Source organism: Nocardia sp. NPDC059240 (genome assembly GCF_042753865.1).
Taxonomy (GTDB): domain Bacteria; phylum Actinomycetota; class Actinomycetes; order Mycobacteriales; family Mycobacteriaceae; genus Nocardia.
The window spans coordinates 671,951-688,909 of the sequence record NZ_JBHZAC010000004.1; the positions used below are offsets into that span (position 1 = coordinate 671,951).

The following is a 16,959-nucleotide window of genomic DNA, read 5'->3' on the forward strand; positions in this document are numbered from 1 at the left end:
TACGGACACGCCCCAGGCCGGTCGATCCTGGATGTCAGGCCCCGTAGCGCAGCACCACGAAGTTATCGCCCTGGGTGGCGTCCTTGGTCGTCCCCGCCACCACGATCTCGCCGTTGGCCTGCAGTGCCAGGGCGTTGCCGTGGTCGGCGGACGTCCCGAGGTCGGTGCTCACCAGGCCGCTGGAACCGAATCCGTTGTCCGGCTTGCCCTCCGAGGTGAAACGGGCCAGCGCGATATTGTCGCCGGTGCTCGTCCCGCTGCTGGTGCCGACGACGACGATCTTCCCGTCCGTCGCGAGCGCGACATCGGCCGCCACATCGGATTTGCCGCCGAAGTCCGCCGTCACCCAGCCGTTCGCGCCGAAACCGGTGTCCGGCTTGCCATCCGGCTGGTACCGGACCACCAGGAAGTTGTCACCCTGCACCGGGTCCTTGGTGCTGCCCGCGACCAGGATCTTCCCATCGGACTGGACCGCGACGGCATTGCCGTGATCGGCCGCCGTGCCCAGATCGGTGCTCACCTGCCCGCCGGTGCCGAAACCGGCGTCCAGCTTGCCGTCCGAACCATAACGGGCCACCGCGATATTGTCACCGGTGGTGGTGCCGTGACTGGTACCCGCGACGACGATCTTCCCATCGGGTTGCACCACAATGGATTTCGCCACATCCGACTTGCCGCCGAAGTCCGTGGACACCTTGCCGCCGTCACCGAAGGCACTGTCGAGCTTGCCGTCCGGTGCGTACCGCACCACCACGAAATTGTCGCCCTGCGTCGCGTCCATGGTGCTGCCCGCGACCAGGATCTTCCCATCGGACTGCACGGCCACGGCATTACCGTGGTCGGCGGACGTCCCGAGGTCGGTGCTCACCTGCCCGCCGGTGCCGAAACCGGCGTCCGGCTTGCCGTCCGAGCCGTAACGGGCCACCGCGATATTGTCACCGGTGGTGGTGCCGTGGCTGGTACCGACGACGACCACCTTGCCGTCGGACTGGATGGCGACCGCGGCGGCCACGTCCGACTTGCCGCCGAAATCGGTGATCGCCTTGCCACCGGTGCCGAAACCATTGTCCAGCTTGCCATCCGGCGTGTATCGCACCACGGCGAAGTTGTCGCCCTGGGCCGGATCCTGGGTGCTGCCAGCCACCACGATCTTGCCGTCCGGCTGCACGGCGACGGCATTCGCACGGTCGGCCGCCGAGCCCAGATCGGTGGACACCTTGCCACCGGTGCCGAAGCCGGAGTCCAGGGCGCCTGCGGCGACGGCGGAGGAGCCGTGCGCACCGGCGCAGGCGCTGAGGCTTAGTCCGGCAATGGCGATGAATATCGGATAGCAGATCGCTTTCGGCACCGAGCCAAGCCGACGGGACGTGCGCAACATGTGAGCTACCTCGTTTCAACATGGAAGGGGGTAGAACAGCACAAGATTGAGAGCCACGAGAACGTCGACAGTATGGCCGGAATCAGCATTCGGTTGGGGCGGGATGACCCTGTTTACCCGCGGCACACCGGCGACCCGCCGGGCAACCCGGCCGCATCGTGCGGCCGGGGGCCATTTCTTCGAAGGGTTCCGTCAGAGGAACGGCGCGACCTGAGCGGCCGCCTCGACCGGATGACTGGCCTGGATCGGATGCCCCAGGGCCTGCACCTTCCAGACGCCGTCCTCGCGATGCACTTTCGCCACCACCATGCCGGTGTGAGCGCCGCCCGCGCTCAGATTCGAACGGGTCAGCTCGGTGCTGGTGGTGCCGTCGATCAAGCGCCAGAAGGAGTTGCGCACCCGCTCGAAGGTGTGTCCCGCGTAGGAGGTGATGACGAAGACGATCGCGGTGACGTGCGGGCCGATCCGGGTCAGGTCGACGGTGATCACCTCGTCGTCGCCCTTGCCCTCACCGGTGAGGTTGTCGCCGGAGTGCCGGATGGCGCCGTCCTTGGTGACCAGCTGGCTGAAGTAGGCGACATCGACAAGATCGTGCCCGGCGTAGACCAGGGCCGAGGCGTCGAGGTCGATCTCCGCGGGGCGCGAACCCCATTTGTGCTGGACGTGAACGGGATCCCAGCCCAGCCCCATCTTGACGAAGGACAGATCGGTGCCCTGCCGCCGCAGCGCGACGGTGTCGCCGGTCTTGAGCACCGGCGAGATTACCGGCGTGGGCGGGCGGGCCGGCTGGGCGGAACTGCTCACCGAAACGCCGTGATCGGCGAGCAGCGCCGCGAAGCCGCGCGGATGCCCGAAGCCAACCGCGCGGGCGTACCAACCGTCGTCGCCGCGGTCGAGGTCCACCGCGGCCACCGTCGTCTCATTGCCCAGATTGTCAACCACGTACTCGTACAACTGGTTTCCCCGGTCATCGGCGATGCCGATGTGCGGTGCCGGATAGTCGCCGAGGCGACCCTCGCGGTCGTCGAGGGTCATCACGATCCGAATGTGCGCCACCCCCTGCGGTACCGCGGCCAGACTGACGGCGACGGCGTTCTGACCGGGCACGAGTTGTACGCCGGGCCCGGCGGGTTGGTTGTAGAAGATCAGATCATTGTCACCACGGACCATGCCGCGGTCGGTGAGCATCAGCGCGGACAGGTCGATACCCGCGCTGAAATGCACCGTCACGGTGACGTCCGCGACGCCTAGTTCCCCGGTCTGCCCCTGGGTGAGAAGTGCGGCCACGCTCCCACTCTATGGGAATGCTGGATTACCCGACCGAAACGAAGCCATATCGCTTTAGAGCGCCGCGTACGAGAGACCTCAATTTCCGGGGCTTGTGTCTGATCACAGTATTGGTCGACAACGGCCGACGAGGACTGTCTGAGTCAATTCACTTGGGCGACAACGTGAGTCGACGCGGCACCGTAGGTGATGACCCCTCGCAAATCAATGCCGGGCGAAATGGAATACCGCACAAAACTAAGCAAGCGTCCATCTCTACCCTCAGGTAAGCTACTCGCCAGTATTCGTTCCAAGTAACGGTCCAGCGTGGGCACGGTGGACAGTCCGACGGGGAGGTCGGGCGAAGCAAGGCAGGGTAGGGTGCAGGTGTTGATCAGCCAGTCGGGGTTGTCATTTGCCGTGCGGCGCGGCGTGATAACGATCAGCCGCGCCAGACTGGACTTGAATGTTGTTGCGCGCGAATAGGTGTGTGGCGTCACATCTAGCCGAAATCGCGGGGTGCGTTCCCGCACATCACTTCTCGGGGGGATTCGAGTTACCGAGGAGACTCTGTGCATGACATTGCCACTGCCGTAACGGACCGCTGGGCAATCTCGAACAATCCCTGAATCTTGTGGTTGCAGTACCCATTTCACACATGCGCGGTGACGAGATGCGCAGGTGCGTGCTCGTCGTGAGAGAGGTTCTCGAGTGGTGACCCGGTCGGATTTCCCTGTAGCTGTCGTAGGAATGGCGTGTCGGCTGCCGGGAGTTGCTGATCTCGACGATTTCTGGCGGCTGCTCGGCGCGGGACGCGCCACCGTCGGCTCCGCCCCGGCGGCGCGGGCGAATCTCGGTGAGCGCGCGAGTTTCCTGGATTCCGTGAGCGATTTCGACGCGGAGTTCTTCGGTATCGCCCCCACCGAGGCCCGCTCGATCGATCCCCAGCAATTGCTCGCATTGGAGCTGAGTTGGGAGGCGCTCGAAGACGCGGGGCTGGCCGGGGTGGCACGCGAATCGCGGCGGGGCGGCGTATTTCTCGGTTGTACCGGCGGTGACTTCGCGGAACTCGTCACGGCCGCCGAAGGGCCCGGCATCACGCGGCATTCGCTATGGGGCGCGACGCGCGGCATCATCGCCAATCGGGTTTCGAACTATTTCGGATTCACCGGCCCCAGCCTCCTGGTCGACAGCGCTCAGGCCTCCTCGCTCGTCGCGGTGCACCTGGCGTGTGAGAGCCTGCGGGCGGGCGAGACCGATATCGCGTTGGCCGGTGGCGTCAATCTGATCCTCTCGCCGACCAGCGGTGAACGAATCGAGCACTTCGGTGCGCACTCGGCGCAGGGGCGCTGCTTCACCTTCGATGCGCGCGCCGACGGATTCGTGCGCGGCGAGGGCGGCGGCATGATCGTGCTGAAGCCGCTGGCACAGGCGATCGACGATGGCGACCGGATTCACGCGGTCATCCGCGGCAGCGCGGTCACCACCGGCAACGAGCGGCGGGTGCTGAGCGCGCCGAGCCGCGAAGCCCAGGTCGCCGCGATTCGCTCCGCGCTCGAGTCTGCCGACGTGCCCGCCGATTCCGTGCAGTACGTCGAATTGCACGGCACCGGAACGCCTGCGGGCGACCCGGTCGAGGCCGCCGCACTCGGCGCCACTTACGGCGTCGACCGCGCCCCGAACTCGCCGCTGGCGGTGGGATCGGTCAAAACAAACGTCGGCCATCTGGAGGGTGCCGCCGGAATCATCGGCCTCATCAAAACCGCACTGTCCCTACGACACCGCGAACTCGTAGCCAGCCTCAACTTCGAACGCCCCAACCCAGCGATTCCCCTCGATGAACTACGCCTACGAGTAGTCACCGCCCCCGAGCAATGGGCCGCCCCCACCGTCCGACGTGCGGGCGTCTCCGCCTTCGGCATGGGCGGTTCGAACGTCCACCTCATCCTCGACGAGGCCCCGATCACGGACTTCGCGCCAACGACCCTCGCGCCCGAAGATGCCGACGGGGTACCGATCCTGATCTCCGCACGCGATGAGGTCGGCCTCCGCGAGCAAGCGAGCAGGCTGCGGGACTGGCTGGTGCACCACCCGGAATCAGCCCTCGCCGATGTGGCGCATTCGCTACTCACGGCACGCGCCCATATGGACTGGCGTGCAGGCTTTTTCGCGTCCGACCGGGATCAGTTGCTCGTCGATCTCGAGGCGCTCGTCGGTGGCGGCTCGGCGGCGGTCGCTCAGCAGGACGGCAGCCCCCGGCACTCGCGCCGATCGCTGCTCGAGGCCTACCTCGCCGGCGGACCGCTGGATCCGAAGGCCTGGGCGATCTCCGGTGGCCGGGTGGAGTTGCCTCCCTATGCGTTTCGCCGCCGGGACAACGCCGAGTCGCGCGCGTCGGTCGAGTCGCCGCCGGTTGCCCCCGCCCCGGCGGACCTGGCTCGCGATGCCGGTGACGACACCGAACGCGGCACGCCCGCCGACAGCGTCTTGGCCCACCGGCTGCGGGCGCTGCCCGAGTATCAGCATCGCGCAGCGGTTCTCGGCGTGGTCCGTGAGCAGGCGGCGGCGGTGCTCGGGTACGAGTCGGCCGAGTCGATTCGCGGCGACCTGCCGTTCACCGATCTCGGGTTCGACTCGCTCAGTGGCGTGGAGCTGCAGAAACGCCTGAGCCGGGCGACGGGTGTGGAATTGCCGCCCTCGCTCATCTTCGATCACCCCACTGCCGCCTCGGTGGCGGACCTGCTGATACTCCGCGCCACCGCGGCCGGTGTGAAGCGCGGCCGGGTCGCGCGGCGTACCTCGTCGGAGGAGCCGATCGCGATCGTCGGTATGGGGGCGCGGTTTCCGGGCGGGATCTCGTCCGCGGAGGAGCTGTGGGAGCTGGTCGCGGCCGGACGGGATGCGATCGGGGACTTTCCCGAGGATCGCGGGTGGGATCTGGATCGGCTCTATGATGCCGATGCCGACAAGGCGGGGACCGTGTACACGCGGCGGGGTGGGTTCCTCGGCAGCGCAGGGGATTTCGATCCCGGGTTCTTCGGGATCAGCCCGCGTGAAGCGCTGGCGATGGATCCGCAGCAGCGGGTGTTTCTCGAAACCGCCTGGGAGGCACTCGAAGACGCTGGGATTGATCCGACCACGCTGCGGGGCACGGATACCGGAGTCTTCGTCGGAGCCTGCGCGTCCGGGTATTCCGGTCTCGTCACCGGCGAGTTGGAGGGTTTCCGGCTGACCGGCACCTCGCACAGCGTCATCTCGGGACGGCTCGCCTATGTCCTCGGCCTGGAGGGTCCGGCGGTGACGGTGGATACCGCGTGCTCGTCCTCGCTGGTGGCGCTGCATTCGGCATGTCAGGCCCTGCGCCGGGGCGAGAGTTCGCTGGTGCTGGCCGGAGGCGTGACGATCGCCGCGACTCCCGACCTGTTCGTCGATTTCTCCCGGCAGCGTGGGCTGTCGCGCGACGGCCGCTGCAAGGCTTTCTCCGCCGCTGCCGACGGTGTCGGCTGGTCCGAGGGCTCGGGAGTGCTCGTGCTGGAGCGGCTCTCCGATGCTCGCCGACTCGGGCACCAGGTCCTGGCGGTGGTGCGGGGTAGCGCGGTCAACCAGGACGGCGCGAGCAACGGTCTCACCGCACCCAATGGGCCGTCGCAGCAACGTGTGATCGAACAGGCCCTCGCCGACGCCGGTGTTTCGGCGGCCGAGGTGGATGCCGTCGAGGCGCACGGCACGGGGACCAGGCTGGGCGATCCGATCGAGGCGCAGGCACTGATCGCCGTCTACGGACAAGATCGCGGCGATCGGGAACCCCTGCGGATCGGTTCGCTGAAATCGAATATCGGCCATACCGTGGCCGCCGCCGGTGTCGCCGGTGTGATCAAGACCGTCCAGGCAATGCGGCATCGACAACTGCCGCGCACCTTGCATGCGGAAACGCCGTCGCCGCATGTGGATTGGCATGCGGGTGCGGTACGGCTGCTGGCCGAGGCCGAACCGTGGGAGCACGGGGATCGGCCGCGCCTGGCGGGGGTGTCGTCGTTCGGGATCAGCGGAACGAACGCCCACGTGATCCTCGAGGAAGCGCCCGTCGACACGGCGACCTCGGAGACGCCCGGCGACGGCCGGGATCTCCCGCACGAGGTGCCGCTGGTCGTCTCGGGTAGGAGCGAAGCCGCGCTGCGCGCACAGGCCGCCCGCCTGCGCACGTGGTTGTCGGCACGCCCGGAGCTGAACGTCGCCGAAGTGGCCGCTGCGCTGACTTCGACTCGGGCACAACTGGATTCGCGCGCGGTGGTGTTCGGAAGCGATCGGGACGAGCTGCTCGAACGATTGCACGCCCTCGCCGAAACGGGCAGTGGCGCAGCCGATGCGGGCGTTGACGTCGTCACCGGAACCCCTGTCGCAGGACAGACCGCGTTCCTTTTCACCGGACAGGGTGCGCAGCGTGTCGGCATGGGTGCCGATCTCTACAACGCTTTCCCCGCCTTCGCGACCGCGCTGGACGAGGTGTGCGCACACCTCGATCCGCTCCTCGGGGCATCCCTGCGCGAGGTGATGTTCGCCGATGCGACCGGCGTGCTCGATCGCACCGAATGGACGCAACCCGCGCTCTTCGCCTTCGAGGTCGCGCTGTTCCGACTGCTGGAATCCTTCGGTGCCACACCGGATGTCCTGGTTGGTCATTCGATCGGCGAGCTGGCTGCGGCACACGTCGCCGGAGTGCTGTCGCTGCCCGACGCCTGCGCGCTCGTGGCTGCCCGAGGCCGGTTGATGGGCGGGCTGCCCGAGGGCGGAGCCATGCTCGCCGTCGGGATCGACGAGTCACGCACGAACGACATCATCGCCGGATTCGATCTCGATACCGGACGCACAGGCCGCCTTTCGCTCGCGGCGGTCAATTCCCCTGGCGCGACGGTGCTTTCCGGTGACTCCGACGCTATCGACGCCGTCGAACGAGAGCTCTCCGCCGAAGGAATTCAGACCACCCGACTACGCGTCAGTCACGCTTTCCATTCGGCACGCATGGATCCGATGCTGGCGGAGTTCCGCACGATCGCGGAGCGCCTCACCTACCACCCGCCGCGGGTGCCCATCGTTTCCACCGTCTCCGCGGACCTCGCGGGCGAGACCATCGCGACCCCCGAATACTGGGTGCGGCAGGTGCGGGACACCGTCCGCTTCGCCCCCGCGATCGGTGCGCTGCTCGCGAGCGGCGTGCGGCGATTCGTCGAAGTGGGACCGGATGCCATCCTCAGCGCGGCGACCAACCGGTACCTGGCGACCGACCCGGCCATCGAGTCATCGACGTCGGTCGTGGCCACCTCGCGACGGTCGAATGATCCGGTACCGCAGCTGCTCTCGGCCTTGGCTCAGTTCCATGTCACCGGCGGCTCGGTCGACTGGCGGCCGCTGCTGCCCGCCGCCGAGCGACGAATCCCATTGCCAACCTATGCGTTCCAACATCAGCGCTTCTGGCTGCGCCCGGCTCCCGCCGCGGGCACGTCCGGCGCCCACTCGATACTGACCGGTGTCGTCGGTGTCGCGGGCACCGAGGAGTGGCTGTTCACCGGCCGGCTGTCCCTGCGCGAACACCCGTGGATCAACGACCATGCGGCGCACGGCGTCGTGGTCGTCCCGAGCGCGGTCCTGGTGGAATTCCTGCTCGTCGCGGGCACGCGGATCGACTGCGCCGTGCTCGACGAGCTCACCTTGCAGGTGCCGATCGTGCCCGCCGACGACGATGAGATCGAATTCCAGGTCGCTGTCCGGGCTTCCGAGTCCGGGCGTCGGCCCTTCGACTTCTACTTCCGGAAGTCCACGGATGCTCCGTGGGTGCTGAACGCGACCGGCGCGCTCGCACAGCAAGATTCGGGCGAACCGGAGGCATTGCGGTTGCTCGGCCAGGCGTGGCCGCCCGCCGCCGCGCAAGCGCTCGACGCGACGGAGATTCCGCGACTGATGACAGAGGGCTCCGGGCTCGAATACGGCCCGGCGTTCGGCGGCATCGATGCCGTGTGGCGACAGGCCGACGCCGTCTTCTCCGAGATCTCCCTGCGCACCGAGCCGGGTGACGCGGCCGACGCCTTCGGTCTGCATCCCACGCTGCTGGATATGACGGTGCACGCCGGACTCGCCGAATTGCTTTGGCGTGGAGCGGATCACGAGCCTGGCTCGGGCAAATTGCTGTTCCGCTGGGGCGGTGCACGATTCCACCGGCCGATGGCCGACCGATCGCCGCTGACCTCGCTTCGAGTCGCCGCGGTTGCGACGGGGCCGGAGACCATCTCGGTCGCCGCAGTCGATTCCGCCGGCCGGCCGATCGTTTCAGTGGATGCCGTCGTCATGCGCCCCTATGACGTGCGACGGTTCTTCGAAGGGCTGTCCGAGAACACGGCCGATCTGTATCGGGTGCGCTGGGAGCGTGCGGGCGACGAGGTGCTCGGTGACCCGATTCCGACCCCGGTGGCACACCGGGTGGAGGTCCCCAGCGGCGCAGCGGCCGATATCCCCTCGACGATCCGACAGGTCGTGAACGAGACGCTCGCCCTGCTGAATTCGTGGCTCGCGGAAGAACGGCCCTCGGAGGCCCGGCTGGCCGTCATCACCAGCGGCGCGGTGGGAGTCGCCGACGAGACCCCCGATCTCGTCGCGGCGGCGGTGTGGGGTGTGGTGCGCACCGCGCAGTCGGAGAATCCGGATCGCTTCGTCCTCGTCGACGAGGACCCGGCGGCGCCACTGGATGCCGAAGCGCTTGTCGCCGTGGCCCGTACGGGGCAACCGCAGGTCGCGATTCGCGGTTCCGAGGTGCTCGTACCGCGATTGGTTCGCGCCGAGACCTCCGCCGCCGAGGCCGACACCACCCCGTTTGGAACCGGAACGGTGCTGATCACCGGCGGGACAGGCGGATTGGGCGCCTTGTTCGCCCGGCATCTCGTGACCGAATACGGCATCCGGGACCTGGTATTGACCTCGCGCCGCGGCCTCGACGCTCCCGGTGCGGCGGCCCTGCTCGAAGAATTGGCCGACTTGGGGGCCAAGGCTCGGATCATCGCCTGCGATATCGCCGACCGGGAATCGGTACGCCGGCTGGTGAATAGCCTGGAGCTGAGTGCGGTGATCCACACCGCGGGTGTCCTCGACGACGGCACCATCGGTTCCCTCACGACCGAGCAGGTCGACCGGGTATTGGCGCCGAAGGTCGCGGGTGCGTGGAATCTGCACGAAGCGACCGAAGGTATCGACCTCTCCGCCTTCGTGCTGTTCTCCTCGGTCGCGGGAGTGATCGGTTCGGCCGGACAGGGCAACTATGCCGCCGCGAACAGCTTCCTGGATGCGCTGGCCGAGCAGCGACGCGCGGCCGGATCGGCCGCGATGTCCTTGGCGTGGGGGCCGTGGGGTGAAGCGGGCGGAATGACCGGTGAGCTCGACCGCGTTGCCGTCGCGCGGTGGGATCGCCTCGGGCTCGGGCAAATTGCACGCGCCGAGGGATTGCGCCTGTTCGATGCCGCACTCGCACATCGGGCAGCGCGGCTGGTTCCGCTGCGTTTCGATGCCACCGCACTGCGTCGCGGATCCGACGGTCGCACGCTGCCGGCGGTCCTGCGCGGGTTCGTGCGCCGTCGAGCCGCGATCGTGAAATCCGTCGGTGCGGTGCACCGTAGTACCGAGGTGACCCTCGAGACGGTGCTCGCCCAGGTCGCCGCTATCCTCGGACACGACTCCGGGGACACCATCGATGCCGGGACGCCGTTCCGGGAATTGGGTCTCGATTCGCTGGGTGGAGTGGAGCTGCGGAATCGGCTCGGTAAGGCCACCGGTCTGTCCCTGCCCTCGACGCTGGTCTTCGATTATCCGACGCCTGCGGCGGTGGCGAAGCTGGTCCGGTCGAGAGTCGCGCCGGAGCCGTCGGCGAAACGAGCCCCGAAGCAGGTGGTTTCGAGCCAGTCGCGCACCGACGAGCCGATCGCGATCGTCGGTATGGCCTGCCGCTACCCGGGCGGTGTCGAATCTCCCGACGCACTCTGGGATCTGGTGTTCACGGGGACGGACGCGACCAGCGACTTCCCCGCCGACCGCGGCTGGGAGCTGGACCGGCTGATCGACCCGGACCCCGATCACCCGGGCACCACCTATTCGGGCCGTGGCGGATTCATCAGCAACGCCGCCGATTTCGATGCGGGCTTCTTCGGCATCGGCCCTCGCGAGGCGGTCGCCATGGATCCGCAGCAGCGATTGCTGCTCGAAGTGTCCTGGGAGGCACTCGAACACGCGGGAATCGACCCGACCTCGTTGCGCGGCAGCGATACCGGCGTCTATGCGGGCGTGATGTACCAGGACTATGAAACGTTGACCCGCAACGCGGGTCCGGAGGTCGAGGGTTACGCGCTCACCGGATCGCTGGGCAGCGTGGTCTCGGGGCGGATCGGCTACGCCCTGGGACTGCAAGGCCCCGCGCTGACGGTGGACACCGCGTGTTCGTCCTCGCTGGTGGCGCTGCATCTGGCGTGCCGTGCGCTGCGGGACGGGGAAAGTTCCCTGGCCCTGGTCGGCGGGGCCACGGTGATGGCCACGCCCGCGGTCTTCCTCGACTTCTCCCGGCAGCGTGGTCTCGCCTCGGACGGGCGGTGCAAGTCGTTCTCCGCGGCCGCCGACGGCGTGGCGTGGTCGGAGGGCGCGGCCGTGCTGGTCGTCGAACGGCTCTCGGACGCACAGCGGCTCGGGCACACCGTGCTCGCGGTCGTCCGGGGCAGCGCGGTCAATCAGGACGGTGCCAGCAATGGCCTGACCGCGCCCAACGGACCGGCGCAGCAGCGGGTGATCGCCGAGGCGCTGGCCGCGGCCGGTCTGACGCCCGCCGAGGTGGACGCCGTCGAGGCGCACGGCACCGGAACCACCCTGGGCGACCCGATCGAGGCGCAAGCGCTGATCGCCACCTACGGGCAGGATCGAGCCGAGCCGCTGCGGATCGGCTCGCTCAAATCCAATATCGGGCATGCGCAGGCGGCCGCGGGCGTCGGCGGCATCATCAAGATGGTGCAGGCCATGCACCATGGCGTCCTGCCGCGCACCCTGCACGCGGAAGAGCTTTCACCGCATGTCGATTGGTCGGCAGGGGCCGTGCGCGTGCTCACCGACGCCGAGCCGTGGACCGGCGGTGACCGGGTGCGCCGCGCCGGTGTCTCGTCGTTCGGCATCAGCGGGACCAACGCGCACGTCATCTTGGAGGAGCCGCCGGCCACCGCCGAACCCGCTGTCGCCCCGGCGAACCCGACCGTCGCCGGCCTGATGATCTCCGGGCGCTCCGAGGCGGCCCTGCGCAGCCAGGCGGATCGGTTGCGGCAGTGGATGATCGAACGCCCGGCACTCGCCGCGCGGGATATCGCCTCGGCACTGGTCGCCACCCGGGCACGACTGGACTGGCGCGGCGGGGTCATCGGCCACGACCGTGCTGAACTGCTGGCCGGATTGGCGGCCCTCGCCGACGGGCAGGCCACCATGACCGCCGTCGCGGGCACGGCGACACCGGGGCGAGTGGCGTTCCTGTTCACCGGACAGGGTGCGCAGCGCCGCGGCATGGGCGCCGGGCTCTACCGCGACTACCCGGCCTTCGCGAGCGCCCTCGACGAGGTGTGCGCCGAATTCGACGGCCGGCTCGGCGGATCGCTGCGCGCGGTGATGTTCGACGCGCCCGAAAGCGGTTTGAATCGAACGGAATTCACGCAGCCCGCGCTCTTCGCCTTCGAAGTGGCGCTGTTCCGGCTGTTGGAGTCCTTCGGTGTCGTGCCGGACGTGGTCGCCGGACATTCCATCGGTGAGCTCGCCGCGGCGTATGTCGCGGGCGTGTGGTCACTGCAGGATGCGTGCGCCCTGGTGGCGGCACGCGGACGGTTGATGGGTGGCCTGCCCGAAGGCGGGGCCATGCTCGCAGTTGCCGTTTCCGAGGAGGAAGCGGTCGCGGTGATAGCCGATCATTCCGATCGTCTCTCGGTGGCCGCAGTGAACGGTCCTGCCGCCGTGGTGCTCTCGGGCGATGAGGACGCCGTCGCCGAGGTCGACCGGCTGTTCGAGCAGCGCGGTGTCCGGACGAGTCGGCTGCGGGTCAGCCACGCGTTCCATTCGGCGCGCATGGACCCGATGCTGGCCGAATTCCGCACCGTCGCCGAAGGATTGAGCTATCGACAGCCGCTGCTGCCGATCGTCTCGAATGTCACCGGCACCGAAGCGGGCGACGCCGTCCTCGACCCGGAGTACTGGGTGGCGCAGGTGCGCGGCTGTGTGCGCTTCGCGCCGGGCGTGGACACCCTGATCGCCGGCGGCGTAAGGAAGTTCATCGAGGTCGGCCCCGGCGCGGTGCTCACCGCCATGACGGCGGCCTGCCTGGCGCAGCACCCCGAGGTGGAGTCGAGATCCCTTGCGGTGGCGGCCTCGCGGCGATCGACGGACGAGCCGACCGCGTTCGTCACCGCGCTGGCGCGGGTGGACGCCGCCGGTGTTCCCGTCGACTGGTCGCAGGCTCACGAACAGCCTGCGGTCCGTGTCGGCCTGCCCACCTACGCATTCCAGCGTCAGCGCTACTGGGCGCGGCCCGTCGTGGCCAACGACGTCCGGGGTTCCGGACTCGAAGCCGCCGGACATCCGCTGCTCGGCGCGATCGTCCGGGTGCCGGGTTCGGAGCAGGTGGTGTTCACCGGCAGGCTGTCGCGCAGCACGCAGCCCTGGCTCGAAGACCACATGGTCGCGGGCACGGTGCTCTTGCCGGGAGCCGCCCTGACAGAGCTCGCGCTCCACGCCGGTGCGGTCACCGGACGGCCGCGTCTGGCCGAACTGGTGATCGAGGCACCACTGCCCATACCGGCTGCTGCGGGGATCCAATTGCGCCTGGTGGCGGGCGCACCCGATGACTCGAACAGCGTTACTGCACAGGTCTATTCACGCATCGAGAACGCCGGACAAGACGAATCGCAGTGGGTGCGCCACGCCACCGCGACCCTCACCGACGCTGTGGCACCGTCGACCCCGGGCGGCTCGCATGAATGGCCGCCCACGGACACGATTGCGATCGCCGTCGAGGACGGATACGCGGCGCTCGAGGAACGCGGCTACCGATACGGCCCCGCCTTCCGAGGTGTGCGGTCGTTGTGGGCGCGCACCGGGGAGGCGTTCGCCGAGATCGCCCTCCCGGATTCGGTGCGCGACCAGGCCGGGGAGTACGGAATGCACCCCGCTCTCCTGGATGCGGCGCTGCACACCATCCTGCTGGGCGGGCTGATTCCCGCGCCGCCGAATGGTGCTGTCGCCGTGCCGTTCTCCTGGGAACGCGTCGACCTGCGCGGCACCGGATCGACCGCATTGCGGGTGCACGCCAGGGTTTCCGACTCTGGCACCGAGCGCATCACCTTGTCCTTCACCGATCAGGCGGGCACACCCATAGGTGAGGTGGGGGCACTGAGCCTGCGTGCCATCGCGACCGGCGCGCTCACCGAATCCCAGCGCGACCGCCCGGGCTACCACGTCGATTGGGTGGCCCCGACGCAAGCGGACGGCGGCACAGTGGATGTCGTCTGGGAGGACACCACGCCCGACGCGGACTATGAGATCGCCACGATCGGCGGGCGCAAGCATGTGGTCGCCTACGTCGCACCGGCGACCGGGCCGAGCGTGCCGGATTCGGTGTACCAGAACATCATCGGCGTCGCCGCGCGCATGCGGCGGCTGCTGGAGTGTGATGATCCCGTTGTGGTGGTCACCCGGCGAGCAGTCGCGGCCGAGGCGGGCGAGCACATCGATCCGGCGAGTGCCGCGGTGTGGGGCCTGCTGCGCACCGCGCAGAGCGAGAACCCGAACCGGATCAGGCTCGTGGACGTCGGCGGGGACCGTGCCCATCGCGCGGGCGTGGAGTCGGCTGCGGCGATCGCCGACGAATCCCAGCTGGCCGTGCGGGGTTCGACGGTCTACGTCCCGCGAGTTACCCGCGAATCCGGTGCCCTGACCGCCCCCGACGGTGCGGCCTGGGCGCTGACCCTCCGTGACCAGGGCACCCTGGCCGCGGAGAACTTCGGACTCGACGAAACCACCGGCGCGACAGCCGCTCTCGAACCGGGCCAGGTACGGGTGAGCATGCGGGCGGTGGGCCTGAACTTCCGCGATGTGCTGATGGCGTTGGGCACCTATCCGGATCCGCTCGGCCGCATCGGCGGCGAGGGCGCGGGCGTCGTGCTCGAAGTCGCGGCCGATGTCACCGAATTCGCCATTGGTGATCGCGTTTTCGGCTTCACCCCCGGTATGGGTTCGGTGGTCGTGGTGGACCGGCGACTGCTGGCACCGATGCCGCAGGGCTGGTCGTTCGCACAGGCCGCCGCGGTTCCGATCGTGTATGCGACCGCCTACTACGGTCTGGTCGACCTCGCCGACGCCCGCTCGGGTGAGACGCTGCTGCTACACGCGGCGACCGGCGGCGTCGGCATGGCCGCGGTGCAACTCGCCCGACATCTGGGGCTGCGCGTCCTGGCGACGGCGAGCAAACCCAAGTGGAGCGTACTGCGCGACATGAATTTCGACGATGCGGATATCGCCGACTCCCGAACCCTGGACTTCGAGAAGGAGTTCCTGGAGCGCACCGACGGCGCGGGCGTGGATATCGTGCTCGATTCGCTGGCCGGTGAATTCGTGGACGCCTCGCTGCGCCTGCTCCCCCACGGCGGCCGATTCGTCGAGATGGGGATGATCGACCGGCGCGATCCGGTCGAGGTCGCCGCGACGCACCCCGGCGTGCGCTACGCGAGCTTCATGCTGATGGAAGCGGGACCCGAGCGGCTGCGGGAGATCCTCACAGCCCTCGTGGACCTGTTCGACCGCGGCGAGCTGACGGTTTATCCCATCACCGCATGGGACCTGCGGCGAGCCCCCGACGCCTTCCGCTACCTCAGCCAGGCCCGCGGTGTCGGCAAGAACGTGCTGACCGTCCCGGCACCGCTCCACGTCGACGGCACCGTGCTGATCACCGGCGGCACCGGCGGTTTGGGTGTGGTGGTCGCACGCCACCTCATCACCGCCCACGGTGCGCGCAGGCTCGTGCTCGCGAGCCGGCGCGGGGCGGAGACGCCCGGTGCGTCGGAAACGGTCGCCGAACTCACCGCGCTCGGCGCGCACGTGGAGGTCGTCGCCTGCGATGCCGCCGATCGGGCTGCGCTCGACCGGCTGCTCGCCACGATCCCCGCGCGGCATCCGCTGACCGCGGTCGTGCACGCGGCCGGTGTGCTGGCCGACGGCCTGCTCGCCACCATGACCGACGAGCAGATCACTCGGGTCCTGCGCCCCAAGGTCGATGCCGCCTGGAATCTGCACGAAGCGACTGCGGGCCTGGACCTCTCGGCCTTCGTGCTCTACTCCTCGATCGCGGGGGTGCTCGGTACGGCGGGCCAGGCCAACTACGCCGCCGCCAACACCTTCCTCGACGCACTGGCACACCAACGGCACGGCGAAGGACTGCCCGCGACCTCCATCGCTTGGGGGCCGTGGCAGCAGAGCAGCGGCATGACCGGCGATCTGACCGAGGCCGATCTGGCGCGGCTGCGCCGAGAGGGCCTGCTCCCGCTCGACGCGGAGCAGGGCATGGACCTTTTCGATGCGGCGACGACTACCGGCCGTCCCACCTTCGTGGCGGTCCGAATCGATCGCGACGCGCTGGGCGAGGGCGATCCGGCCGGTGTCCGCCCGATCATGCGGGCACTGTCCAGGCCCACGGTGCGCCGCGGGCCGGTCGCCGAACCGGCGACGGCGGAGACCGCCGCCGGCTCGGATCAGTTGGTCGCTCGCCTGCTGGGTCGGTCGGCCGAGGAGCAGAAGCGGGTCCTGCTCGGCGTGATCGGCGTGCACGCCGCGGCTGTCCTCGGACACTCCGGTGACGGGACCTTGGAGCCGGATAGACCGTTCAGCGCGATCGGGTTCGACTCGCTCGGGGTGATGGAATTCCGCAACCGGCTGAAATCGGCTGCGGGAGTGCACCTGTCGGCCACCGCGATGTTCGACCACCCGACACCGGCGGCGTTGGCCGAGTTCCTGCGTCAGGAGCTGGTGCCCGCCGACGCGGCCGCGCGAGCGCTCGCCGCCGAAGTCGACTCGCTCACCCGAAGTTTCACCGATGCGGCACTGACCACGTCGGAACGTTCCGACCTGGCCAAGAAGGTGTCCGCGCTACTACGCAAGCTCGAGGACGTAGCGGCCGATCGAACCGATCCCGGCGATCACGCCGACGATCTCGAATCCGCCGACGACAACGAGCTTTTCGATTTCATCGACAGCCTCTGAGCTGATAGACC

Annotated in this window: 3 protein-coding genes; 1 reads left to right on the forward strand and 2 read right to left on the reverse strand. The window is 68.7% G+C overall.

Annotation, left to right across the window (positions count from 1 at the left end; genetic code table 11):
• Positions 1-34: 34 nt before the first annotated feature.
• Positions 35-1,378, reverse strand: a complete 1,344-nt coding sequence (locus ACFXHA_RS17885; protein ID WP_379357917.1) for a hypothetical protein — start codon at positions 1,376-1,378, stop codon at positions 35-37.
• A gap of 192 nt (positions 1,379-1,570) precedes the next feature.
• Positions 1,571-2,665, reverse strand: coding sequence for a TerD family protein (locus tag ACFXHA_RS17890; protein ID WP_379357919.1), 1,095 nt, complete (start codon positions 2,663-2,665; stop codon positions 1,571-1,573).
• 693 nt (positions 2,666-3,358) lie between these two features.
• Between ACFXHA_RS17890 and ACFXHA_RS17895 the strand changes: the two genes are divergently transcribed.
• Positions 3,359-16,948, forward strand: coding sequence for an SDR family NAD(P)-dependent oxidoreductase (locus ACFXHA_RS17895; protein WP_379357921.1), 13,590 nt, complete (start codon positions 3,359-3,361; stop codon positions 16,946-16,948).
• The last annotated feature ends 11 nt before the right edge of the window (positions 16,949-16,959 follow it).

What these genes read in the sequence shown, in the direction of transcription:
- ACFXHA_RS17885 (WP_379357917.1), bottom strand. Translation starts at nt 1,378, where the DNA reads ATGTTGCGCACGTCCCGTCGGCTTGGCTCGGTGCCGAAAGCGATCTGC.